The sequence below is a fragment of the Mesorhizobium sp. M0500 genome (assembly GCF_040321165.1).
In the GTDB taxonomy this organism is placed as follows: domain Bacteria; phylum Pseudomonadota; class Alphaproteobacteria; order Rhizobiales; family Rhizobiaceae; genus Mesorhizobium.
The window spans coordinates 103867-127259 of the sequence record NZ_JAMYRB010000007.1; the positions used below are offsets into that span (position 1 = coordinate 103867).

General features: G+C 62.8%; 28 protein-coding genes and 1 pseudogene. 16 read left to right on the forward strand and 13 right to left on the reverse strand.

Translation table 11 applies throughout. The features are described from left to right. Position 1: 1 nt before the first annotated feature. From NKI70_RS15475 to NKI70_RS15490, 4 genes are all read left to right on the forward strand, one after another. The gene (locus NKI70_RS15475) at positions 2 to 1369 is read left to right on the forward strand and encodes an aminotransferase family protein (RefSeq protein ID WP_352699966.1); all 1368 of its coding nucleotides are present in this window, start codon (positions 2 to 4) and stop codon (positions 1367 to 1369) included. Positions 1370 to 1376: 7 nt separating this feature from the next. Further along, positions 1377 to 2306: a 3,5-dioxohexanoate:acetyl-CoA acetone transferase gene (gene kce / locus NKI70_RS15480; RefSeq protein ID WP_352684230.1), complete on the forward strand. Its 930-nt coding sequence runs from the start codon at positions 1377 to 1379 to the stop codon at positions 2304 to 2306. Between the two features lie 238 nt (positions 2307 to 2544). Continuing rightward, positions 2545 to 3054: a GNAT family N-acetyltransferase gene (locus tag NKI70_RS15485; RefSeq protein ID WP_352684228.1), complete on the forward strand. Its 510-nt coding sequence runs from the start codon at positions 2545 to 2547 to the stop codon at positions 3052 to 3054. Further along, entirely contained in the window at positions 3051 to 4082 is a 1032-nt protein-coding gene (locus NKI70_RS15490) for a histone deacetylase family protein (RefSeq protein ID WP_352684227.1), read from the forward strand. Before NKI70_RS15485 ends, NKI70_RS15490 begins: the two co-directional genes overlap by 4 nt. 18 nt (positions 4083 to 4100) lie before the next feature. On the opposite strand, the gene NKI70_RS15495 is transcribed toward NKI70_RS15490, so the two are convergent. Both NKI70_RS15495 and NKI70_RS15500 read right to left on the reverse strand, forming a co-directional pair. Then, a complete protein-coding gene (locus NKI70_RS15495) occupies positions 4101 to 5366 on the reverse strand; it encodes a cysteine desulfurase-like protein (protein ID WP_352724728.1) in 1266 nt (421 codons plus the stop codon). A 48-nt stretch (positions 5367 to 5414) separates the two neighbouring features. Next, positions 5415 to 6482 (reverse strand): aldo/keto reductase, encoded by a 1068-nt coding sequence (locus NKI70_RS15500; RefSeq protein ID WP_352570861.1) that lies wholly within the window; start codon positions 6480 to 6482, stop codon positions 5415 to 5417. Here NKI70_RS15500 and NKI70_RS15505 point away from each other — a divergent pair. Further along, entirely contained in the window at positions 6481 to 6834 is a 354-nt protein-coding gene (locus NKI70_RS15505; protein WP_352570860.1) for a hypothetical protein, read from the forward strand. The genes NKI70_RS15500 and NKI70_RS15505 overlap by 2 nt on opposite strands. Before the next feature lie 32 nt (positions 6835 to 6866). Continuing rightward, positions 6867 to 7031 (forward strand): hypothetical protein, encoded by a 165-nt coding sequence (locus NKI70_RS15510; protein WP_023674744.1) that lies wholly within the window; start codon positions 6867 to 6869, stop codon positions 7029 to 7031. Positions 7032 to 7083: 52 nt separating this feature from the next. Here the strand turns inward: NKI70_RS15510 and NKI70_RS15515 are convergent, their stop codons facing one another. Then, positions 7084 to 7590, reverse strand: a complete 507-nt coding sequence (locus NKI70_RS15515; protein WP_023674743.1) for a DUF1993 domain-containing protein — start codon at positions 7588 to 7590, stop codon at positions 7084 to 7086. A gap of 123 nt (positions 7591 to 7713) precedes the next feature. Here NKI70_RS15515 and NKI70_RS15520 point away from each other — a divergent pair, with 123 nt between their 5' ends. Beyond that, positions 7714 to 8763 (forward strand): DUF1176 domain-containing protein, encoded by a 1050-nt coding sequence (locus NKI70_RS15520; protein WP_352570859.1) that lies wholly within the window; start codon positions 7714 to 7716, stop codon positions 8761 to 8763. Here the strand turns inward: NKI70_RS15520 and NKI70_RS15525 are convergent. The 6 genes and pseudogenes from NKI70_RS15525 to NKI70_RS15550 all read right to left on the reverse strand — a co-directional run bounded on the left by NKI70_RS15525 (position 8760) and on the right by NKI70_RS15550 (position 13088). Continuing rightward, positions 8760 to 9677: an alpha/beta hydrolase gene (locus tag NKI70_RS15525; protein ID WP_352590723.1), complete on the reverse strand. Its 918-nt coding sequence runs from the start codon at positions 9675 to 9677 to the stop codon at positions 8760 to 8762. The genes NKI70_RS15520 and NKI70_RS15525 overlap by 4 nt on opposite strands. 32 nt (positions 9678 to 9709) lie before the next feature. Then, a complete protein-coding gene (locus NKI70_RS15530) occupies positions 9710 to 11320 on the reverse strand; it encodes an NTP transferase domain-containing protein (RefSeq protein ID WP_352724729.1) in 1611 nt (536 codons plus the stop codon). Next, positions 11317 to 12021: an XdhC family protein gene (locus NKI70_RS15535; RefSeq protein ID WP_352570857.1), complete on the reverse strand. Its 705-nt coding sequence runs from the start codon at positions 12019 to 12021 to the stop codon at positions 11317 to 11319. The genes NKI70_RS15530 and NKI70_RS15535 overlap by 4 nt, the downstream gene beginning before the upstream one ends. A 6-nt stretch (positions 12022 to 12027) precedes the next feature. Next, complete coding sequence (locus tag NKI70_RS15540) at positions 12028 to 12366, reverse strand: XdhC family protein (RefSeq protein ID WP_352570856.1); 339 nt, start codon at positions 12364 to 12366, stop codon at positions 12028 to 12030. Positions 12367 to 12451: 85 nt separating this feature from the next. Continuing rightward, positions 12452 to 12560: pseudogene (locus NKI70_RS33960) on the reverse strand (AAA family ATPase); the annotation flags it as partial. A 33-nt stretch (positions 12561 to 12593) separates the two neighbouring features. Further along, positions 12594 to 13088: a flavin reductase gene (locus NKI70_RS15550; RefSeq protein ID WP_023674737.1), complete on the reverse strand. Its 495-nt coding sequence runs from the start codon at positions 13086 to 13088 to the stop codon at positions 12594 to 12596. 179 nt (positions 13089 to 13267) lie between these two features. Here NKI70_RS15550 and NKI70_RS15555 point away from each other — a divergent pair, with 179 nt between their 5' ends. Further along, positions 13268 to 14341: a branched-chain amino acid ABC transporter substrate-binding protein gene (locus NKI70_RS15555; protein ID WP_352724730.1), complete on the forward strand. Its 1074-nt coding sequence runs from the start codon at positions 13268 to 13270 to the stop codon at positions 14339 to 14341. Between the two features lie 14 nt (positions 14342 to 14355). Then, positions 14356 to 15375: a P1 family peptidase gene (locus NKI70_RS15560; protein ID WP_352700010.1), complete on the forward strand. Its 1020-nt coding sequence runs from the start codon at positions 14356 to 14358 to the stop codon at positions 15373 to 15375. A gap of 46 nt (positions 15376 to 15421) precedes the next feature. On the opposite strand, the gene NKI70_RS15565 is transcribed toward NKI70_RS15560, so the two are convergent. Further along, complete coding sequence (locus tag NKI70_RS15565; protein WP_023674734.1) at positions 15422 to 15676, reverse strand: DUF2171 domain-containing protein; 255 nt, start codon at positions 15674 to 15676, stop codon at positions 15422 to 15424. A 247-nt stretch (positions 15677 to 15923) separates the two neighbouring features. Between NKI70_RS15565 and NKI70_RS15570 the strand changes: the two genes are divergently transcribed. From NKI70_RS15570 to NKI70_RS15585, 4 genes are read left to right on the forward strand one after another with little or no spacing between them, the layout of a single operon-like run. Further along, on the forward strand, positions 15924 to 16649 hold the full coding sequence (locus NKI70_RS15570; RefSeq protein WP_352699981.1) for a DUF2259 domain-containing protein: 726 nt from the start codon (positions 15924 to 15926) through the stop codon (positions 16647 to 16649). A gap of 11 nt (positions 16650 to 16660) precedes the next feature. Continuing rightward, a complete protein-coding gene (locus NKI70_RS15575) occupies positions 16661 to 17161 on the forward strand; it encodes a hypothetical protein (protein ID WP_352699983.1) in 501 nt (166 codons plus the stop codon). Between the two features lie 59 nt (positions 17162 to 17220). After that, a complete protein-coding gene (gene purB, locus NKI70_RS15580) occupies positions 17221 to 18528 on the forward strand; it encodes an adenylosuccinate lyase (RefSeq protein ID WP_352699985.1) in 1308 nt (435 codons plus the stop codon). Further along, positions 18528 to 19100 (forward strand): RBBP9/YdeN family alpha/beta hydrolase, encoded by a 573-nt coding sequence (locus tag NKI70_RS15585; RefSeq protein ID WP_352699987.1) that lies wholly within the window; start codon positions 18528 to 18530, stop codon positions 19098 to 19100. The genes purB and NKI70_RS15585 overlap by 1 nt, the downstream gene beginning before the upstream one ends. 1 nt (position 19101) lies before the next feature. Here the strand turns inward: NKI70_RS15585 and NKI70_RS15590 are convergent, their stop codons facing one another. Continuing rightward, positions 19102 to 19914 (reverse strand): VOC family protein, encoded by an 813-nt coding sequence (locus NKI70_RS15590; protein ID WP_352590699.1) that lies wholly within the window; start codon positions 19912 to 19914, stop codon positions 19102 to 19104. Positions 19915 to 20185: 271 nt separating this feature from the next. Here NKI70_RS15590 and NKI70_RS15595 point away from each other — a divergent pair, with 271 nt between their 5' ends. Beyond that, positions 20186 to 20734: an RBBP9/YdeN family alpha/beta hydrolase gene (locus NKI70_RS15595; RefSeq protein ID WP_352724751.1), complete on the forward strand. Its 549-nt coding sequence runs from the start codon at positions 20186 to 20188 to the stop codon at positions 20732 to 20734. 98 nt (positions 20735 to 20832) lie between these two features. Here the strand turns inward: NKI70_RS15595 and NKI70_RS15600 are convergent, their stop codons facing one another. Together NKI70_RS15600 and NKI70_RS15605 are read right to left on the reverse strand one after the other, a co-directional pair. Next, positions 20833 to 21606, reverse strand: a complete 774-nt coding sequence (locus NKI70_RS15600) for an HpcH/HpaI aldolase family protein (RefSeq protein ID WP_352637833.1) — start codon at positions 21604 to 21606, stop codon at positions 20833 to 20835. A 118-nt stretch (positions 21607 to 21724) separates the two neighbouring features. Further along, on the reverse strand, positions 21725 to 22045 hold the full coding sequence (locus tag NKI70_RS15605) for a DUF1476 domain-containing protein (protein WP_023674726.1): 321 nt from the start codon (positions 22043 to 22045) through the stop codon (positions 21725 to 21727). 270 nt (positions 22046 to 22315) lie between these two features. Between NKI70_RS15605 and purC the strand changes: the two genes are divergently transcribed. Together purC and purS are read left to right on the forward strand one after the other, a co-directional pair. After that, positions 22316 to 23110 carry a phosphoribosylaminoimidazolesuccinocarboxamide synthase gene (purC, locus tag NKI70_RS15610; RefSeq protein WP_023674725.1) on the forward strand — a complete coding sequence of 265 codons (795 nt, stop codon included), beginning with the start codon at positions 22316 to 22318 and terminating at the stop codon, positions 23108 to 23110. A 40-nt stretch (positions 23111 to 23150) separates the two neighbouring features. Continuing rightward, a complete protein-coding gene (purS, locus tag NKI70_RS15615; RefSeq protein ID WP_352700012.1) occupies positions 23151 to 23393 on the forward strand; it encodes a phosphoribosylformylglycinamidine synthase subunit PurS in 243 nt (80 codons plus the stop codon).

A 23393-nucleotide genomic window follows, 5' to 3' on the forward strand; every position in this document is an offset into this window, starting at 1 on the left:
CATGTTGAAGTCTCCTGCCCCGGAAACTCGCGAAGCCTCGCATCTGTTTTATCTATCCAGCCTGCGCCGGCCGCTGATCGACCGCGCCGAAGGCATCTACATGTGGACGCAGGATGGCCGCCGCTTCATCGACGGATCGAGCGGTCCGATGGTTGCCAATATCGGCCACTCCAATCGCAACGTGCTCGACGCGATGAAAAGGCAGATGGACCGCGCCACCTTCGCCTACCGCCTGCATTTCGAGAACGAACCGGCCGAGGAGCTCGCGCGGCAGCTGGCCGCCAAACTCCCTGAAGGCATGGACCGCATCTTCTTAGTCTCCGGCGGCTCGGAAGCGACCGAATCCTGCATCAAGCTGGCGCGGCAATGGGCGGTCGCCACCGGCCAGCCCAGCCGTTGGAAGGTGATCTCGCGCTTTCCCTCCTATCATGGCGGCACGCTCGGCGCGCTCGCCGTTACCGGCGACGATGCGCTGTCCGAAACATTTGTGCCAATGATGCAGATGATGCCGACCGTGCCGGCGCCCATCGCCTGGCGCGACCGCGACAATCTTTCGATGGAACAGCGCGGCATCCGCTACGCCGACATGCTGGAGGAAAAGATCCTCGCCGAGGGACCGCAGAGCGTGCTCGCCTTCATCATGGAGCCAGTCGGCGGCGCTGCCACGGCAGCACTGGTGGCGCCGGACAGCTACTATCCGCGTATCCGCGAGATCTGCGATCGCTACGGCATCTTGCTCATCCATGACGAAGTGATGAGCGGTGCCGGCCGCACCGGAAAATTCCTCGGCGGCGACCACTGGAACTGCAAGCCCGACATCGTCGCGCTGTCGAAGGGGCTGGGCTCTGGCTACGCGCCGCTCGGCGCGCTGGCGGCACCGATGCGGCTGGTGCAGCCTTTGCTCGCATCGGGCGGCTTTCAGCACGGCCATACCTACGCCGGCAACCCGCTCGCCTGCGCCGCCGGGCGCGCCGTACTCGGCGAAATGGATCGCCTCGGCCTGATCGCCAACGCGGCTGTCATGGGCGAGCTATTGATGGACGAGCTGAAGGGATTGGCGAAGCGGTTTCCGTTCATCGCCGACGTCCGCGGCAAGGGCCTGCTCACCGGTGCCGAAATGGTCGCCGACCCAGAAACGCTGAGGCCGATCGAGCCGGCAAAGAAGGCCACCCAGCATCTGCTCGACCTCGCCTACGAGCGCGGCCTGATCATCTACGGACGCAAGGTCAAGGGCGGTGTCGACGGCGACAATTTCATGGTCGCGCCGCCGATGATCGTCACCGCCGCGCAGATCGGCGAGATCGTATCCATCATCGGCGACTCGCTCGAGGTGCTGGCCGGCGAGCTCGACCTGCCGGTCGAAGGTTGAGGCGACCATGGCACCGCGCAAAGTCATTATCACCTGTGCCGTCACCGGGTCGGTACACACCCCGTCGATGTCGCCGCATCTGCCCGTGACGCCGGACCAGATCGCCGCAGACGCGATCGCCGCCGCCGAGGCCGGCGCTTCGATCCTGCATCTTCATGCCCGCGACCCCAAGGATGGGCGGCCGACCGCCGACCCCGAGGTGTTCATGCAGTTCCTGCCGCGCATCAAGCAGGCGACCGATGCGGTGATCAACATCACCACCGGCGGATCGTCGCTGATGACGCTCGACCAGCGGCTGGCCGCGCCGCTCAGGGCCGAGCCGGAAATGTGTTCGCTCAATATGGGTTCGATGAATTTTGCGCTGTTCCCGATGCTCGAGCGGCCGCGAGAATGGCAGCACGAATGGGAGCCGAAGCTGCTCGAGGCTACCCGTGACACGATCTTCAAGAACACCTTTGCCGATATGGAGACGGTGCTGGAAAAGCTTGGGCGCGGCTGTGGCACGCGTTTCGAATTCGAGTGCTACGATGTCGGCCATCTCTATTCGCTTGCGCATTTCCGCGACCGCGGGCTGGTGTCGGGACCATTGTTCATCCAATTCGTGTTCGGCATATTGGGTGGTATCGGCGCCGATCCAGAAAACCTGGTCCACATGAAGCGCATCGCCGACAAACTGTTCGGCGAGAGCTACCGGTTTTCGGTGCTGGCCGCCGGACGCCACCAGATGCCGATGATCTCGATTGCGGCGGCAATGGGCGGCAACGTCCGCGTCGGGCTGGAGGACAGCCTCTACGACGGGCGCCAGCTCGCCAAGTCCAATGCCGACCACGTCCGCCGGATCCGCGGCGTGCTCGAAGGGCTGTCGCTGGACGTCGCAACGCCGGCCGAGGCACGGCAGATGCTGGCGCTCAAGGGCGGCGACCGCGTGGCGTTCTGAGGGGAAGGCAATCTGAAATGTTTGGCTCCCGGCCCACCCCCCTCTGTCCTGCCCTCTTTACGACTACTTGGCATCTCCCCCTCAAGGGGGGAGATTGGCAGCTTCGCCGTCCTGCGCCTTTTTCAGCGTTGGAGATTGGCGAACGCGGAGGTGATCCGATCTCCCCCCTTGAGGGGGAGATGCCAAGTAGTCGTAAAGAGGGCAGGCCAGAGGGGGGTGCCTTGGCATCGTACCTCCAGTGACTGTCGCTTTGCCCGAGATCAACATCCGGCCCGGGACCGTCGAGGACGTCGAAACCATCCACGCCGCACTCCTGCGGCTCGGCGCGCATGTCGGCGCACATCAGGAGATCACCTCGACAGCTCAGGATCTCCGCACCTATGGCTTTGGCGAAAAGCCTGCCTTCTCGACCTTGATCGCCGAAGTCGGTGGCGAATTTGCCGGGCTTTGCCTGTATTTTCCGATCTTCTCGACATGGATGGGACGGCCCGGCGTCTATGTGCAGGACCTCTATGTCGAGGACCGGTTTCGCGGCCGCAGGATCGGCGAGCGTCTGCTGCGCCGGGTCGCGGCGCAGTGCCGGAAGGACGGCGGCGTCTATCTCAGGCTGTCCGTCGACACCAACAACGAGACCGCCAAGGCTTTTTACGAACGGTTGGGCATTGCCTGGTCGAGCTACGAGCAGGTGCAGAAGATCGTCGGCGACGCCTTTTTCGCCTTTGCCGATGCACCGGAGGAGCCAACATGAAAGCCTTCTATGCCGAAGAACAGAAGCGCCACGACCCGAAGGCGTTCCTCTCCAGCGGGGCGCCGCAGCCCAATCCGGAAAAGCCCGAACGGATCGAGCGGTTGCTAGCCGGCGCAAAAGCTGCCGGCTGCACGATTGAACGGCCGCGGGATCATGGGCTCGGCCCGATTGCGGCGGTGCATACGCCCGAATATCTCGATTTCCTCCAGCATATCTTCCCGCGCTGGCAGCGCATCGAGGGCGCCTCGGCCGAGGTCATCCCCAATATCCATCCGATCGCGCGGAACGGCTCCTATCCGGCCTCGGCGGTCGGCCAGGCCGGCTACCACATGGCCGACACCGCCTGCCCGATCTCCGGCGAGACGTGGCAGAGCGCGCTTTGGAGCGCCTGGAGCGCGGTTGAAACCGCCGAGGCGGTGATGTCGGGAGCGCCGGCCGCCTATGCGCTGTGCCGGCCGCCCGGCCATCACGCCTTTGCCGATGTCGCCGGCGGCTTCTGCTTCATCAACAATTCGGCGGTCGCCGCACAGGTTCTGCGCAGGCAGGCGGCGCGGGTGGCGATCCTCGATGTCGACCTGCACCACGGCAATGGCACGCAGGGCATCTTCTATGCCCGGCCGGACGTGCTCACCGTGTCGCTGCATGCCGACCCGGTGCGCTTCTACCCGTTTTTCTGGGGCTATGGCGACGAGCGCGGCGAAGGCGCCGGCCTCGGCTACAATCTCAACCTGCCGCTGCCGCGCAAATCCGGCGATGCAGCGTTCCTCGAAGCGCTGGAGGCATCGTTCCAGCGCATCAACGCCTTCTCGCCCGATGCGCTTGTGGTGGCGCTGGGGCTAGATGCCTTCGAAGGCGATCCGTTCGGCGGGCTGTCGGTGAGCACGCCTGGTTTTTCGCGCATTGGCGAGGTGATCGCCGGGCTCGGCTTGCCAACGGTCATCGTCCAGGAAGGCGGCTATCTCTGCGACGAGCTCGGCGACAATCTCACCGCCTTCCTCACCGGTTTTGGCGGCGCCCACAAGCGATGATCCGCCCGCGAGGGCCGCTCAGGATCGTTCCTGCCTCAGCATGGCGACAACGCGGTGCACGCTCTCCAGCGTCTCGTCGATTTCGACTGAAGTGTTGTAATGAGCGATGCCGATGCGCACCACCCCCTGCTCGGCCGGAATGCCGAGCTGGTGGACGATCTCCCAGGCGTAGTTGTGGCCGGACCACAGGAAGATGTTTTCGGCATTCATCTGCCGCACGATCGTCTCCGGCACGATGCCTTCGACAGTGAACGACACCGTCGGCACACGCTCATTGATCCGCTTCGGATCGGTGATGCCGTGGATGGTCAGGCCGGCAATATCCGACAGACCGTCGATCAGCTGTTGCGCCAGCGGGTTCTCGTAAGCGATTGAAACTTCGAAGGCCTTGGCGATTTTCAGCCGACGCGATCCTTGCGCGCCGGCTGCCGCGCCCAACTCGGCAAAATAATCGACAGCCGCCGACAGGCCGGCCATCAATTCAATTTGCGGCGTGCCGAGCTCGAAGCGCTCCGGCAAGGCATTGGACGAGCAACGGCATTTATACGGCTTAAGCGCATCGATAACGTCCAGCCTGCCCCACAAAATTCCCATATGAGGGCCGAAGAACTTGTAAGCCGAGCAGATCAGGAAATCGCAGCCGAGGTTTTGGACGTCGATCAGGCCATGCGGCGCGAACTGGACGGCATCGACGTAGACCAACGCACCAGCCCGCCTGGCGATGCCGGTCAACGCCTTCACCCGGTTGATCGACCCGGTGAGATTGCTGGCGTAGTTGAGCGCGACGAGCCGCGTCCTCTCGGAAAGCAGCGCGGCGAGCGCCGCCTCCTCGATCTGCCAGCTCTGCTGGTCGAAAGGCAGCCAGCGCACCACAAGGCCAAGGTCTTCGGCCAGTTGCAGCCAGGGTGAGACGTTGCCCTCATGGTCCATGCGGGTGAGGATGATCTCGTCCCCGGGCTTCACCGTGCGGCCGAGCGTTCGCGACATGTGGTAGGTCAATGTCGTCATGTTGGCACCGATGATAATTTCCTGCGGGCTCGCAGCGCCGAGAAAATCCGCCATCGCCAGATGGGCCTCGTCCCCGATGTCTTGTGCTGCAACGGTGGTCTCGAAGAAGCCGCCGAGGTTGGCATTCGTGGTCAGCAAGCAACGCGATACTGCGTCCCCCACCGACTGCGGCACCTGCGTGCCGGCAGGATTGTCGAGATAGATGCGCCGGCGGCCCTTGTCGGTCAGCGACAAGGCCGGAAATTTCGCGCGCACCGCGTCGATCCGGAAGTCCATGGCTGTTCCCCTCTCCTTATGACGATCGGACAACCGCGTCCCGACGCATCAAGGGCACGGATTGCCGACGCGCTGGTGGATCGCATCAACGGCTTTCTGCATGTCCTCGGTCCAGACCACGTCGGCGGAAGAGAGCGCCATTTCGAGTTGCGAAATGGTGGTGGCGCCGATGATGTTCGAGGTGACCAAGGGCCGGTTCGAGACATAGGCATTGGCAAACAGCGCCGGCTCCATGCCGAAGGTGCGCGCCAACCGGTTGTATTCGAGCTGCACCTCGGCAGCATTCGGCGTCTCGTAGCGCTGGCCGCGGTTGAACAACTGCGAGCGCGAGCCCTGCGGCCGCGCGCCATGATCGTATTTGCCGGTCAAATAGCCTTGCGCCAGCGGCGAATAGGCAAGCAGCGACACCTGCTCGCGCTCGCAGACTTCGGCAAGGTTCACCTCGAAGGTGCGATTGACGAAATTATAGGCGTTCTGCAGCGAGGCGACGCGCGGGCCGAGGCCCTTGTCGGCTTCGGCGATGAAACGCATGACGCCCCAGGAATTCTCGTTCGACAGGCCGAAATGGCGGATCTTGCCGGCCTTCACCAGTTCATCAAATACGGCAAGCGTCTCGGCGATCGGCGTCTCGCCTTCCGGCACGCCGGCGGCATCGGAGCGTCGCGGTACGGCGCCGATGCGGTTCGGATTGGCGCCCCACGGCACGTCGCGTTCCGGCCAATGGATCTGATAGAGGTCGATGTAATCGGTGTTGAGCCTGGCAAGTGACTTATCGATAGCGTCGAAGATATCGGCGCGCACCAGCTTAGACGGGCGGTCGCCGCGAAACCAACTGTTGGCGGTGCGACCAACTACCTTCGAGGCGATGATCACCTGGTCGCGATTGCGCTTCTCCTTCATCCAATTGCCGATGAATGTCTCGGTACGGCCTTGTGTCTCCGCCTTGGGCGGGATCGGATAGAGTTCGGCGGTGTCGATGAAATTGACACCGCGAGCAAACGCCAGATCCATCTGGGCGTGACCGTCCGCCTCGGTGTTCTGCTGGCCCCAGGTCATCGATCCGAGGCAGATTTGCGACACGAAAAGATCGGTCTGGCCGAGACGGCGTTTGTGCATGGAGTTTCTCCGGCGGGAATTTTGCGCGGCTGCGCGAGGAGGAAGCAATAGCATACAGGAAAGCGCCGCCCGCTTCCAAGCCCACCGACGGCAGGCCAGGCGACTTTCCCAGGATGCCGGCAAACGGACTTTTTTTCGTGCGGCTAACAAAAAAGCCGGACTGCATGTGAATGCAGTCCGGAAGTTCGCCAGGAATGGCGAGGAAAACCGGCCAAGTGCCGGCACTGAGGCCTACGGTCGAAGCATCGCAGAAGTTTCGCCGGAACAGCCGAATTATGTCAAAAAAGATCAGGGCAGCATGGCTGCCATGCGAATGCTGCACTGCACAATTGTCATGATCTGCCTATATTGACGGCCGTGGAGGTTCAATAAGGGGCTTGAATCATGGGATTCTTCACTGAAATGTTCGCCCGTCCGCGTCCGCGGGAACAGCTGCGCTATCGAGCGGCGCTGGCGCTGCTCCATTCGATGAGCAATGCCGATCGCGCCGATATCGGCGTCAAGCCGGCCGATTTCCCGCGCATCGCCCGGGAAATGTCCCTACGCTAAACAGCGCGCCGCGAGATATCCCGGCGCGGCCGGGATATCTCCCGAGCGAATCTCAACGCAATCCGAGGAAAATCGACTTGCCCAATGGCACGCCGTTGTGACGCAGGATGTCATAGGCGGTGGTCAGGTGGAAATAGAAATTGGGCATGGCGGCATGCAGCAGATACTGCATTCCCGGCATCGAAACCTCGCGTCCCGCAAGCCGCAGTTCGATCATCCTGTCATCTGAACCATCGAATTCGGCCGCCGAAAATGTCGCGAGATGAGCCAATGTCTTGGCAAGGCGGGCCTGCAGATCAGCGAAGCTCGCCTCATTGTCCTCATATTTTGGCACCTCGCGCCCGGCAAGCCGCGACGGCGCGCCTTTGGCGTGATCGGTGGCAATCTGTACCTGCCTGGTCAGCGCAAACATGTCCGGCGCCAGCCTCGCCGTCAGATACACCTGCGGATCGATCTTGCGATCAGCCGCATTTTGCTCGGCAATGTTCAGCACATTGGCTAGTGCCTTCAGCCTCGCCGAAAATACCGGCACGGATGCTTCATACATTGATATGGTCACAAGAAATCTCCACGCGGCCCGACTGCCCACGGCGAGAGGTAGCGCTTTCGCAGGCGATTGTTCAAGCGTCACCACGCCGCCGCAATCGATATGATAGGATTTTTCATCGAGTGGAGGTTCCCGATGAGACGCGCCTTGTTCGCAGCGACCGCTTTTTTCTCCCTTGCCGCTACCAGCCAACCGGTGCTCGCCGCCGACGCGCCTTACATAGACGACAGGTCGAATGCCGAAGCGGTCATCCGGTCGCTTTATAGTGCCATCAGCCGGCACGAATTCGCGCGCGCCTGGGACTATTTCGGCGACACCAAGCCGGCCAAGGATTTCAATTCCTTCGTCAAAGGCTATGACGGCACGGACACGGTCGAAGTCAAAACCGGTGGCGTATCCGAAGACGGGGCTGCCGGCAGCATCTACTACAGCGTTCCGGTCGCCATCCGGGCGACGGCCAAGGACGGCAGCGAGAATGTCTTTGCCGGCTGCTATACGCTGCGCCAGATCAACGCCTCGATCCAGGAACCGCCATTTCGCGCAATCTTCATCGACAAGGGTGCGCTGAAACCCTCAAAGGCCGATTTCGAAGATGCCGTGCCGGCAAGCTGCGGCGAAGGACCGCCGCCGCCGAAGAAGGACGCAGCGCTTGAGCAGGCCAACAAGGCGTTTGCCGCGACTTATGGCGACCAGTGCGACAAGGACATGCCCGGCGGCGATCCGCGAGGAGAGCCGGACGCCTACTCGCTCCGCTACAAGGATGCGGGGGCGGCCGAAAACGAGCCCGAACGCGAGACACGGCTGTTTCGCTTTTTCTGCTCGATGGCCGCCTACAATGAGAGCGCAGTCTATTACATCTACGACGACGTATCGGGCGTCCGGCAATTACAATTCGCGTCACCGGAACTCGATATTCGCTATGAGAACAACAATAGCGAAGGCAAGGTCGAGGGCATCAACATCATCGGCTTCCAGACTGACGACCAGTTGGTCAACTCCGAATATGACGAGGCCACCAAAACGATTTCATCCTTGAACAAGTGGCGCGGCGTCGGCGACGCCTCGTCGGCCGGCACCTACCTGTTTCGCCACGGCAATTTCTCGCTGGTGCAGTATGAGGTCGATGCCTCTTATGACGGCGAGATCAACCCGCAGACCGTGCTCGACTACAACACCGCGCCCTAAGGGACCTTCGATAACATCCAGTTGAGTGTGCCCCGCCAGTCGGTCATGCGGATCGGCGTGCCATGTGTGCCGGTCTCGAAGCGGACAAAGCGGGTCGGGTAGGCTTTCGATTTGCCCAGAATCGATCGGAAGAAGGCTTCCTGTTTCTCGATTGGAAACACCGGGTCCTTGCTGCCCTGGCCGAAGAAGACCGGCACACGGCGCTTGAATGCGGAGCTTGAGAAGAAACTCTCGTCCCACAGCGAGCCGAGCAGCAGCAGCCCGTCGATGCGCCCGCCGGAGTCCTTGCGGCCTGCCAGCTTCCAGCACAACGCGCCGCCCATAGAGCCGCAGGCGACGAAGATTTTTGCGCGCGGCGACTGTTCGGCATAGTGGCCGATCAATGCGGCGATCTGGGCGGCACCGGTGTCGCCGAAATCGGAAAAATCCGGCGACAGATAGAGGCCGCCATTACCGGCCATCAGGTTCTTGATACGGTTGAAATTGCCGCCGAAAGTGAAATCGTCAGCACCCTGCTTACGGCTGCCGCCCTGCCCGTGCAGATAAAGCACGATGATGCTGGCGCCCCCGGTCTTGCCGACGGCAATGTGGCGGACATCGCCTGCATCGGTCGGCAGCAATAGATCCTGCTGCACCTTACGCACGCCGGTGTCGGTGTATTGCGCGTGCACACGACGCTCAGGCACTTCGTCACGAGCGTTGATGTCGCGCAGCTCACGATAATCGACGACCGTATAGGCGCCGTTGCTCTCGGACGAGAGTGTGACCGGATAGGCGAACAGATCGTCCTTGAAGGGTTTGAGTTCGAGAGCGTTGGCGTAAGTGGCACAAAAGAGCGACCAAAGAATCGCGATCAGAAGGGCCGGGAGGCCGGAGGGGGGCAAGCGGAACCGGAGGCAGGAACGAAAGGCCATCCCGCAGCCATGCGTTTTTCGGCTTCGGTTTGTCAATCCTGCAGCACGCCGCCGGCGCTTTCCAGCGCCTCGCGCGTGTCGACATCGACGGCTGCCCCTTCGCCGATCTCGACATCGATGACGTCGAGCCCTTCGGCCTCGACCAGATGGCGGGCACCGGTATCGCCTTCGAGGTGAGCGATCGCGGCGAACAGCGAGCGCGGCAGCAGCACCGGGTTGCCGCGCCGCCCATCGTGCGAGGCCCGCACCACTGATCGGCCTTCGGACCTGCGGAACGCCTCGATCAGCCTGTCGAGGTCGGCCGAGGCGACGCCGGGCATATCGCCGAGGACAATCATGGCGCCGGCGGCGTCGCCGGAAATCTTGGCGATGCCGGCCTTCAGCGACGAAGACAGACCCTCGGCGAAATCCGGATTGTCGGCGAAGGTCACATCGAGGCCAGACAGTGCACTGCGCACGCGCTCGCTCTGGTGGCCGGTGACGACGATGGTGGCCGCGGCTTTCGAACCGACCGCGCGTTCGGCGGTGCGGCGGACCAGGGGCTTGCCATCGAACAGTGCCAAGAGCTTGTTCGGCCCGCCCATGCGGCTGGAGCGGCCGGCGGCCAGAAGCACGATCTCGATCTTTGGTTCGGCTTTGGCCGGCAACGGCTCGCGCGGTTGCGGCCGCGTCTGAATTTCCATCAACAGCCCGCCGACACCCATGCCGGCAATATCCCTGGCGGTCACGTCGAGACCGGCGATCAGCCGGTCGAGCACCCAGTCGAAGCCGTTCTCCTTGGGACTGCGGGCGCAGCCCGGCGCACCGATGATGCGCTTGCCGCCGAGTGTGCCGAGCACCAATAGATTGCCGGGATCGACCGGCATACCGGCGCGGATGACAGTGCCGCCCGCCCTTTCGATCGCAGCAGGAACGACGTCGCCGAAATCGGCCATCGCCGAGGCGCCGAAGATAACCACCATATCGTTGTCGCGGATCAGCGAGGCCACAGCGTCGGCGACGGGGATAATTTCATGCGGGGTTCGACGCTCCGCCGTCAGCCTGCCGCCCGAACGCGCCAGGCGCGCTTCGGTGACGCGCAGCGTCTTGTCGAGCACGCTGGGTTTGATGCCGGGCAGCACCGTCTGGATGACGCCGACGCGCACCGGCTGATAGGCGTTGACCGCAAATATCTCGCCGCCGGCGCAGATCCTTGCCAGGGCATCGACCAAAGCGGAGGCGACCGCAAATGGGATGATCTTCACCGTTGCTACCATCTGACCTTTTTCGACCGGCGCATGCTGCGCGAGCGTGGCGATGGTGATCGTCGGATCGACGGCGTTGATGGCGTTGATCATCGCCGCGTCGACGGTGAACATGCCGGCAGCCTGCGCGTGGAGGTTGACCCTACCTGTCGCGGCGGGCTTCGCCTCGATGTTGCGATGGATCATGGATGCGGCGATCTTTTCGGCAGCGACGTCCTCGCTGAGATCATCGGGCGCCAACACCGCCGCTACGACCTCGGAAATGCCGGCGGCCTTCAACAGGGACACATCCCCGGCGCTTAGCCTGTGCGCCTTGCGGAAGCGGCGCTCTCCGACCTTGGTGGCGTGCGCAAGCACTGCCCCTTCGGCCGTATCGATCGCAACGGGACCAAATTTCACGCGACCGCGCCTTTGGATTCGAGGCCGCGGGAGCGAAAGGCGTGGATCGCTTGCGCCAACACCGCGACGGCGATCTCGGCCGGGCTGGCAGCCCCAATGTCGAGGCCGATCGGGGCATGAATGCGGGCGATCTGGTCGGCGGTCGCTCCCGAAGCCAGCAGGCGTTCCACACGTTTGGCGTGGGTCTTGCGGCTGCCGAGCGCGCCGACATAAAAGCAGCCGGCGTCGAGCGCCGCCTTCAGCGCGAAATCGTCGATCTTCGGATCGTGGGTGAGAGCAGCCAGCGCCGTATAGCTATCGAGCGGCTGACGCTTCAGCACATCCTCTGGCCATTCGGCATGCAGCGCGATGTCGGGAAAGCGGTCGGACGTGGCAAAGGCCGTTCGCGGGTCGATGATCTCTACGGGATAGCCGGCGATCCGGGCCATCGGTGCCAGCGCTTGGCTGATGTGGACGGCGCCGATCACTACCAGGCGCGGCTGCGGCAGATGTGCGTTGAGGAAGAAGGTCCGTCCCTCAGCTTCGACCGAACCGGAATTGCCCGTGCGAAATGCCTTGGCGATGGCCGCCCCGAGTTCGCCGGCTACCCGGTCGCCCTCGCGCACGACACGGTCGCGGCCGTCGCCGAGATCGGTGACCAGGATTGCCGCGCGGCGGGCGCGGCGTTCGGCGTTGAGTGTCTTCAGCGCATAGGGATCCATTCGAGATCAACCCAATCTTTCTACATAGACCTTGATGCGGCCGCCGCATGACAGGCCGACTTGCCAGGCGGTCTCGTCTGCGACGCCGAATTCGAGCATTTTGGCCGTGCCGCTATCGATAACATCGACCGCCTCGGTGACCACGGCGCCTTCGACGCAGCCGCCCGAGACGGAGCCGTGGAAATTGCCTTCGGCGTCGATCACCAGGTGGCTGCCGACCGGGCGCGGCGCCGAGCCCCAGGTCTCGACCACGGTGGCAATGGCGACATCCTTGCCGTCCTTCATCCAGCCCTCCGCTATGATCAGCGGATCGCGGGCCTCATCGAGATAGATACTGTGTTCCATGATTTTCTCCCTGGCAGACATGTGGTTATGCGACGCGCTTCACGCCAGCCTCGATCCACCGGCGCGGGTCGACCGAACGCATGAAAAACAGCACGGTTGCCAGCGACCGGTCCGCCACATAGTCCGCACGGGTCAACAGATCGAGCGCCTCGTCGATCATCCGCGGCGCCGGACGCGGTTTTCAACTCGGTCATTCTGTCTTCGCGGGCGCGGCCATCTGAAAGCCTCTACAAAGCGTGGTAGCCGCGGTTGTGATAGATCAGCGGCCGCAAATTATCGCCGATGCGCAAACCTGTAACCTTGCCAAAAAGCACACGGTGGGTGGCCAGATCCTTGGAGTCGATCAGTTCGCAGTCGAAGACGGCGAGCGCGCCCTTCAGCGTCGGCGCACCGGTCGAGATCACATCCCATTCGGCCAACGCGAAACGCTCCTCGACCGGCAGGCCGGTAATGCCGGAAAAGGCGATCGACAGCGGCTCCTGATCCGAAGCCAGCGTGTTCAGGGCAAATTTGCCGTTTTCCACGAACGGCTCGTTCTTGGGATTTTCACGATTGAGGCAAACCAGGATGGTTGGCGGCGTGTCCGACACCGAGCAGGCCGCGATCACCGTCGCGCCGCGCCTGCCGGCAGGGCCATCGGTGGTGACTACATGCACATGGCCAGCAAAATGGGCCATCGCGTCGCGGTAGGCCTGCGGCCCGATGTCATTCTTCTTCAGCACCGATGATTTTCCACTAGTCAGAACCAACCGTTATATATGGGGGGATATTGCAGGCCACAAGCGAAGTGCTTGACCTATATCCCGAATTCGCGTGTTGCGCCAAAGCTGGCCAGCCTTTAGGTCTTGACGGCATTGGCGCCGGCAACCACGCGACCGGCGTGGAGGAATTCTTCGCTCGCATGCGACCTTGGACAACCACGATAGCGGTGCTGGCCTGGCTCTCGGTCGCCTGCAGTGCAAATGCCGAGACGCTGCTGGTCGGCGTCGCGGCACCTTTGTCGGGGCCGTCGGCGATCCTCGGCAAACAGATCGAGGCCGGCGCGACAATGGCGGCTGAAGCGAACGATGCCGAAATCAAGACGATCGATGACGCCTGCACGGCCGACGGTGGCGCCGCCGCCGCGCGGGAGTTCACCGCGGCCAAGGTCAACGTCGTCATCGGGTTTTTGTGCACCGACGCAATCGAGGCGGCTCTGCCGATCCTCAAGGATGCCGGCATACCGGTGATCACCGTCGGCGTTCGCACGGAAAGCCTGACCGACCGGCGCGCCAAGACCGGATGGCCGATCTATCGTCTCGGGCCGCGCGGCGACGACGAGCGCAATGCCGTCGCTGCCATCCTCACCCGCCTATGGCAGACCGAGCTGTTCGCCATAGTCGACGACGGCACGATCTATGGCCGCGAAATGGCCGAGACGTTTCGGGCAGCCGCCGAGCAAGCGGCTCTGAAGCCGGTGTTCGTCGACACGTTCCGGCCGCAGCTCGACAACCAGATCGGCCTGATCGGCCGGCTGAAGAAAGCCGGCGCAACGCATGTCTTTGCCGGCGGCGACGGCGATGATGTCGCCATTATGGGCCGGGATGCTGGCCAGCTAAATACCGGCATGGTGTTTGCCGGCGGCGAAGCGTTGCGCGCGCCGCTCGGCGACGTGCCTTATGCCGTCGGCACGCTGATGATCGCGCCGCCCGAATGGGCCGATGTCGCCGACCCCAAGGTGTTGCAGAGCTTTGCCGGACAAAACATCGTGCCGGAAGGTTACACGCTTCCCGCCTATGCCGCGGTCGAGATCGCCAAGGCGGCTTCAGCATTGCCGCAAAGCTCCGGCGAGAGGCTAGCCAACGTGCTGACCGCGCATGACTTCACCACGGCGATCGGACCGATCCGCTTTGACGAAAAAGGTGACCTGACGCAAAATCCTTATCGAGCCTACCGTTTCGACGGCGGCCGTTTCGCGCCGGCGGAGAGCCAATGATGTCCAGCACAGGGATGTTCCATACGGGTCCGCGCAATCTCATCACGGACGTCGCCGGCCTGCGTGTCGGCAATGCGGCGAATGCCAAGCTGAAATCCGGTGTGACCACCGTCATCTGCGACGAACCGGCCGTGGCCGGCGTGCAAATCCTGGGCGGTGCGCCGGGCACCCGCGAAACCGACCTGCTCGAGCCGCACAATTCGATCCACGCCATCCATGCCGTGGTGCTTTCGGGCGGGTCGGCTTTTGGCCTCGACGCCGCGTCGGGGGTGCAGGCGGCATTGCGTGAAAGGGGCATCGGCGTCGAGGTCGGCGGCTTTCGCGTGCCGATCGTGCCGGCGGCGATCCTGTTCGATCTGCGCAATGGCGGCGACAAGGATTGGGGCCGGTATCCGCCTTACCGCGACCTCGGCTACGAAACCGCGCAAGCCGCCGCGATCGACTTTGCGCTCGGCACCGCCGGCGCGGGTGCCGGCGCCCTGAGCTCCGGCCTGAAGGGCGGGCTCGGCTCGGCCTCGACGGTGCTGGACAGCGGCGTCACCATCGGCGCGCTCGCCGCCGTCAACCCGACCGGCTCGGTGACGGTCGCCGGGACCCGCCATTTCTGGGCGGCGCCGTTCGAGATCGGCGACGAGTTCGGCGGGTTAGGCTATCCCCACCCGATGCCTGACGATGCCAGAAAGGTCCTGCTGAAGTTCCGTGACAAGCATGCGGCAGAGCAGGCGGAAACCGGCGCCAACACGACCATCGCCGTGATCGCCACCGATGCGGTACTCACGAAGGCCGCCGCCAAACGCCTGGCGATATCGGCGCATGACGGCTTTGTCCGTGCCATTTGGCCGACGCACACGCCCGCAGACGGCGATCTGGTCTTCGCGCTGGCAACGGGCAAGAGCGGCATCGAGCTCGCACCCAACGATGCCGTCGATCTCTACGCCGCGGCCGGCGCCACGATGGCGCGCGCCATCAGCCGCGGCGTCTTTGCCGCGACGCCGGCCGAGGGCGATCTGTTCCCGGTCTGGTCGTCGCGCTGAACGCGCAACGCTCATTCGGGTGAGCCGTTATCAGACTGGATTATGATCAGGTGGGTTCGGATTTTTCTTCCTCGAACGTGACCGCAACATCCGAGTTTGCCGACAGCCGCACCTTCTGGCCCTCGACTTCGGCGACAAGGCTGAGGGGAATGAAGTGGTGATGGCCCCTGTGAGCGCCCTCGCCGCTGTCGCGCTTGGTCAGCTTTATGCGATCTCCGTCAACCTTGTCGACGGTACCGACATGGACGCCGTCGGCGCCGATCACTTCCATACGTTCGCGAATCTTGGCTGCATCAGTCATTGGGGTCTCCCTTAGAGCGCCGCGCGTCCCTTTGAACGCGCAAAGGACGCTCTAAACATTTTGAATCAATGCACCGTGCCTTCCGAAAATCGATCCTGATTTTCGGAAGGCACGATGCGGTGAAGTTGCCGACAATAACAAACGACGGCAGGATTGGATGCATCGACTTTGTGTTTCAGTCAGCACGATCTTTTGACGGCATCGTGATAGGAATTTGAGGGCGTCGACCGCCGGAATGGAAAGCCCCATGCGAAATCTTGCCCTGTTTGCAGTCTGCCTGCTTGCCCCGCTTGCAACTTTGGCCGCCGCCTACGCAGGCGATGTCGCCGAGCTTGAGATCCTCGGCTTCAGCAGTGATGGCGGGGTCTTTGCCTTCGAGGAATACGGCGTCCAGGACGGATCGGGATTTCCCTATGCGATCCGCTATTATATCGACACGGCCGACGACAGTTTCCTGAAGGGCTCGCCGATACGTGTCCGGCTCGACGACGAGAATGCCACGGTGACCGCAGCGCGGCTGCAGGCCCGGCAAAGGGGCGAAGCGATCGTCAGTCAGGCGGAACTCACGGCAAATCGCGGCATCACCGCCGGCTTCAACCCGGTGACCGAGCTTTCTGCCGATCCCTTCCGCATGGTGGTCAATCCGCGCCCGATCTTCTCGCCGGTCGACGATCCGCTCGAGTTCCGGCTCGACCAGATCGGCATGAACGACACCGAACGCTGCCAGAGCCAAGGCGAGATCAATGGCTTTCGCCTGCTGCGCATCGAGGCGAAGGATGGCGGCCAGACGAGGATCATTCACGAGGACAAATCGATCCCGCAAAGCAGAGGCTGTCCGAATGGCTACCAGATCGGCGCGGTTCAGACATTTTCGCTGGATAGCCTCAGCGCCTATGCCGTGCTGATCGCGGTGCGCCAATACGGCTTCGAAGGGCCGGACTATCGCTGGATCGCGGTAACCGGTCGCCTGTGACGTTCCCCGCCATGCGCTATCGCGCTCTGCGCCGTCTCCGCCGTGCTCTGCCGTCGCTGCGCACCGCATTTGCCGGTGCCTTGCTGTGGGCGACAGCGATGGGCGCCAGCGCGCTGCTCAATCTGCTGCAGTACGATTGGGAGACCCCGGCAAAGATCCGCTTCGTCTCGCTGCTTTATGCTGCCGGTGGTGCGCTGGCTTTCCCGATTGGGCTTCTCCTGGCGCGGCTCGTCTCGCTCGGACGCCACTGGGAGATCGCCCTCGCCGCCGCCTTCGTCTGCCTTCTCGCAGCGACGATCGCCGTCACCGGCGGCCTCTTTGGGCTGCAATACCGCTCCTACTATGTCCAATGGCATGCGCTCGCGTTCACCATCACCTGGGTTTTCCAGTTCGTGTTCACGATGTTGACGGCACTCTACCAGTTCGTCGTCCTTGGCATCCGGCTGTATTTTCCGCTCGGTTTCATTGCGCTCGCTGTCGCCAGTGTCTGGTTTGCGCGCCAGCAACGTTGAGCATTTTGCCTGCCTCTGATAGGACGCGGGCAAATGCTCTCGCAAGTCAGGACCGACTGATGATCCCTCGCTACTCCCGGCCGGAAATGGTGGCCATCTGGTCGCCCGAAACCCGGTTCCGCATCTGGTTCGAGATCGAGGCCTACGCCTGCGACGCATTGGCCGAGCTCGGCGTCATCCCGAAGGAGGCCGCCAAGACCATCTGGGAGAAAGGCGGAGCGGCGAAGTTCGACGTCGACGCCATCGACGAGATCGAGCGGGTCACCAAGCATGACGTCATCGCCTTTCTCACCCATCTTGCCGAATTCGTCGGGCCGGATGCCCGCTTCATCCACCAAGGCATGACATCCTCCGACGTTCTCGACACCTGTTTTGCCGTGCAGCTCACCCGCGCCAGCGACATCCTGCTGGCCGACATTGACGGGCTGCTGGCGGCGCTCAAGCGCCGCGCCTTCGAGCACAAGGACACCATTACCATCGGCCGCAGCCACGGCATCCATGCCGAGCCGACCACCTTCGGCGTCAAGCTGGCGCAGGCCTATGCCGAATTCTCGCGTTGCCGCCAGAGGCTGGTGCACGCACGCGAGGACATCGCCACCTGCGCCATCTCTGGTGCGGTCGGCACCTTCGCCAATATCGACCCTTATGTCGAAGAATACGTGGCCAAGAAACTCGGACTGAAGCCGGAGCCGGTGTCGACGCAGGTGATTCCGCGCGACCGCCATGCGATGTTCTTCGCCACGCTCGGCGTCATCGCCTCGTCGATCGAGCGGCTGGCGATCGAGGTGCGCCATCTGCAGCGCACCGAGGTACTTGAAGCAGAAGAGTACTTTTCACCCGGACAGAAGGGTTCGTCGGCGATGCCGCACAAGCGCAACCCGGTGCTGACCGAGAACCTGACCGGCCTTGCCCGCATGGTGCGCTCGTTCGCATTGCCGGCAATGGAGAATGTGGCGCTGTGGCACGAGCGCGACATCTCGCATTCCTCGGTCGAGCGCATGATCGGGCCCGACGCGACGGTGACGCTCGATTTCGCGCTCTCGCGGCTGACCAGCGTTGTCGACAAACTGCTCGTCTACCCCGACAACATGCTGAAGAACATGAACAAATTCCGCGGCCTCGTGCATTCGCAGCGCGTGCTGCTAGCGCTGACGCAAGCCGGCGTTTCGCGCGAGGACGCCTACCGGCTGGTGCAGCGCAATGCCATGAAGGTGTGGGAGCAAGGCGCTGATTTTCTTGAGGAACTTCTGGCCGACAAGGACGTTGTCGCAGCCTTGCCCGAGGCCGAGATCCGCGAGAAATTCGATCTGGGCTATCATACCAAGCACGTCGATACGATCTTCAGCAGAGTGTTCGGAGAAGCCTGATGATTTCGTCGGCCGGAGATTTCGATTTCCTTGCCCTGCCCGGGCGCGGCAATTCCGGGCCGGATCATTGGATGTCGCATTGGTGCCGGGTGTTCCCCAATTCGAGCCGCGTGCTGCAGGCCGAGTGGGACCGGCCAAAGCCTGAAGACTGGATCGGCCAGGTGGATGCCGCGGTGGCCGCCGCACCGCGCCGCGTCGTGCTGCTTGCGCATTCGCTGGCGGTGGCGACGGCGGTGAAGTGGGCTGCCGGCGCCAGTCAAAGCCAACTCGACAAGGTCGCGGCGGCATTCCTGGTTGCCGCGACCAACGTCGAGGATGCCGATCCCTCATTCGACGCGGTGCGCCCGTTCGCGCCGATGCCGCTGAAGCGCCTGCCCTTCCCGGCATTGGTGGTGGCGAGCCGCAGCGACCCACGCGTCACCTTCGACAAGGCGACCGCTTTTGCCGCAGCCTGGGGCGCGGATATCGCCGATGCCGGCGATCTCGGCCATATGGGAAACGAGGCCCGCCTGGGCGTATGGCCAGCGGGCCTGCTCATGCTTGGCCGCTTGCTCGAAAAAGCGAACCTCTAACCTACGCCTTACCGGGAACCGTCCTTATTACCGTGCCCCACGGATCCTCGCGGGTGGTCTCGCTTGCGGCATTGTCCGAGCGCATCTCGACCCAGGCCAAGCCGGAGCGGGCGGGATCGCGGCGACCGGCGCCCGCGCTCTGCCACGCATTTGCGCCAATGTGGTGATGATAGCCGCCGGACGACAGGAACACCGCCGCGCCACCGTACTTTGCCACTGTGTCGAAACCGAACTCCTGATGCCACCATGCTTCGGCTTCTTCCGGCCTGCCGACCCGCAAATGGACGTGGCCGATAATGCTGTTTTCCGGCGCGCCCTGCCAGCCGGTGTCGCCGGCCGGCACCTCGGCAACGACCGACGGAATGTTCAGCCGCTCCGTCGCCATCGCTATCTTGTCACCGTTCCATTTCCAGTCCTGCGGACGGCGGTCGGCATAGATCTCGATGCCGTTGCCTTCCGGATCGGTTAGGTAAAGAGCCTCGCTGACCAGATGATCGGATGCGCCCTCGATGCCGATCTTGCCGGCGATGGCGTGATTGATCCAGCGGCCGAGATCGGCCCGGCTGGGTAGCAGGAAGGCGGTGTGGAAAAGACCGGCGCTGCGCGGGTCATCGGGTTTCGCGGCCGGATCCGCTTCGATGTCGAGCAAAGGGCGATTGACTGCGCCGAGCGTAATCGTGCCGCCGGCGCGGCTCAGTTCCTGCAAACCGACGACTTTGCGATAGTAGGCAGCGAGATTGTCTGCATCGCGCGCCCGCAAGCCGACGCGGGCAACGCTGACCGGGGTCGTCGCGGCAAAAGGCAGTTCGCTCATCAAAGTGCTCCGTTCAGGCGGCGCTCGACAAGCTTCCAACAGAGCAATCCGGCGCCATCAATCATTCTACGCCATGTCCGTGCCAAAATCTCGGAACAGCCATTCTTTCCTGGCGACAGATCGTTGATCGCGATCGTTCACACAAGAGCGCAAGAAGCGAACAGGGTGTTCACAATAGCGAGCAGAACCGGGCTCGTGAGCGGCCGTTTGCGTGTCGCTGTTGAGTTCATACCCGGTTGCACCCGACAGCGCCTCTCGCTACATGCGCGCCATGAAAGTCAGGGAAGCAGATATTCTCATCGTGCCGGGCTACACCAATTCCGGCCCCGATCATTGGCAGAGCCGCTGGCAGTCGAAACTATCGACAGCGCGCCGCGTCGAACAGGCGGAATGGTCGAAGCCGGTGCGCGAGGATTGGACGGCCGGTGTCGCCAAGGCGGTTAACGAGGCCGAGCGGCCGGTCGTCATCGTCGCCCATTCGCTTGGCGTCGCGGCGGTCATTCAAGCGTTGCCTCGGTTCGAGAGGCCGGTCGCCGGCGCTTTCTTCGTGGCGCCGCCCGATGTCGCCAATCCAGAGATAAAGCCGAGGCACCTGATGACCTTCGGCCCCTATCCGCGCGACCCGCTGCCGTTTCCGTCGGTGGTGATCGCCAGCCGCAGCGACCCGTTCTGCGCCTTCGGCGTCGCCGAGGACATTGCCGGGGCGTGGGGCTCGCTGTTCATCGACGCCGGGGATGCCGGTCATCTCAACGCGGATTCCGGCTTCGGCCCCTGGCCTGAAGGCTCGATGACGTTCGCGAAATTCCTGACGGATCTCTAGAGCGGTTCACCGTTTCACGGAAACGGCGAACCGCTCTATCTCTTTGTTTTGACGCAATTCCGGACGGAAAACCGTTTCACACTTTTCCTGGAATTGCTCTAGGAACCGATCGAATCCCTGACGCTGTTCAGCAGGGTCTTTGCCCCAAGCGAAATCAGCGAATGCTCGGAACCCATCGCCAGCAGCCGGTAACCCATCGACACCACGCGACCGGCGATGGCCGGTTCCATCACATAGATCGCCGCATGCTTGCCGGCTTTGCGGGTGCGCTCGGCGATCGAGGCGACGGTCCCCATCATGCTCTCCAGCGTCGAACTGACGGTGGTGCCCTTCGACCAGGCGATCGAGAAATCCGACGGGCCAAGGAAGATACCGTCGATGCCCGGCGTGTCGAGGATGCCGTCGAGTGCATCAAGCGCGGCCCGCGTTTCGACCATGGCGAACGCCATGGTGCGCTGGTTGCTGTCGCGCAGCCAGTCGGCATAGTCGCCCTTGCCATGGCGCGGAAAAGCATAGGTCGGGCCCCAGGAGCGCTCGCCGAGTGGCGGGTATTTCATTGCGGCAGCAAACAGCTTTGCGTCCGCCACCGAATTCACCATCGGGGCGATCACCGCCTCGGCGCCGAAGTCAAGCGCACGGCTGGCCATGTCGAAGCGGCCGACCGGGATGCGTACCAAAGCCGGCTTGTTGGCGGCCAGCACCGGCACAAGCCCGCGCAGTACGCTATCCTCGTGATGGCCACCATGCTGCATATCGAGCGTAACCGCGTCGAACCCTTGCCTGGCCAGTATCTCGACCGTCAACGCATCCGGCACGCCGGACCATGCGGTGAACAGCGTCTCGTCGGCCGCAAGGCGTGACTTCAGGGACATTGGCGATTTCCTCTTTGCTTGCAGCAATTCAGCCGGAAATGACCGCAAAGGCAAAGAAAAACCGCCCGGTGAGGCCGGGCGGTCGATTGGTCCAGCGTTCGAAGAGTATCGATGGGGATCAGGTGTTCTTGATCTGCTCGATCGCCTGCGCCATCAATTCATCCATGGTGCGGCGGATCTGATGGTCCGACTGGTCGATGCCGGCGGCATCGAAATCCTTGCGTATCTTGCGGAAAACGTCGTGATCGCCAGCTTCCTCGATGTCGCTGACGACCACTTCCCTGGCATAAGCGTCGGCATCGGCGCCGGACTTGCCGAGCTTTTCGGCAGCCCACAGGCCGAGCGCTCTGTTGCGGCGTGCCGCAGCCTTGAACCGAAGTTCCTCGTCGAATGCGAATTTGCGCTCAAAGCCCTCTTCGCGGTCTTTCATGCTGCTCATGGCATCCCTCCGTGAAATCCGATTCGTTGTGCCAATATGTGTTGCCGGAGCACAAACCAAAAGGGCGCCGGCCGGTCAATATGCTACATTGCTTGCTGCGCTGCGGCATTTCGGTGCCCGAAAGCGGTTGATTGAAAGGATTTGCCGATTGAGCAAACAGTGCGATTGGGATAGACACCGGCATTGAACCCCACCGTCGCCATCTTATTTTAGGCAGACGGACAGGAACTGGTCGCTTGCCGCCTGCCCGCAAATCCAGAGAAAAATCAGATGAAAAATCGCCGCCGCATTTATGAAGGCAAGGCCAAGATCCTTTATGAGGGACCGGAGCCTGGCACGCTGATCCAGTTCTTCAAGGACGACGCTACCGCTTTCAACAAGAAGAAGCATGAAATCGTCGATGGCAAAGGCGTGCTCAACAACCGCATTTCCGAGCACATCTTCAATCATCTCAACCGGATGGGCATTCCGACCCACTTCATCCGCCGGCTCAACATGCGCGAGCAGCTGATCAAGGAAGTCGAGATCATCCCGCTCGAAGTGGTGGTGCGCAACGTCGCCGCCGGCTCGCTGGCCAAGCGCCTGGGCATCGAGGAAGGCACAGTGCTGCCGCGCTCGATCATCGAATTCTATTACAAGGCCGATGCGCTCGACGATCCGATGGTATCGGAAGAGCACATCACCGCCTTCGGCTGGGCGAGCCCACAGGAGATCGACGATGTCATGGCGCTGGCCATTCGCGTCAACGACTTCCTTTCCGGCCTGTTCATGGGCGTCGGCATCCAGCTGGTCGATTTCAAAATCGAATGCGGCCGCCTGTTCGAAGGCGATATGATGCGCATCGTCGTTGCCGATGAGATCTCGCCGGATTCCTGCCGGCTGTGGGACGTGGCGACGCAGGACAAGCTCGACAAGGACCGCTTCCGCCGCGACATGGGCGGGCTGGTCGAGGCTTATCAGGAAGTTGCCCGCCGTCTCGGCATCATGAACGAGAACGAGCCACCGCGTCCGGCCGGGCCGGTGCTCGTCGCATCGACCGACGGCGTCAAAGGCAAGCCGCACTGACGGCTTGCCCGCTCAACAGATGAACAGGAGCATGTCCAGCGTGATCAAGGCCCGCATTACCGTAACCCTCAAGAACGGCGTGCTAGACCCACAAGGCAAGGCAATCGAGCATGCGCTGTCCGGAATGGGCTTCGGCGGCATCGGCCAGGTGCGGCAAGGCAAGGTTTTCGACGTCGAATTGGCCGAGAGCGACAGCGCCAAGGCCGAGGCCGATCTGAAAGCCATGTGCGACAAGCTTCTGGCGAATACGGTGATTGAGAATTACGCGGTGGAGATCGCCTGA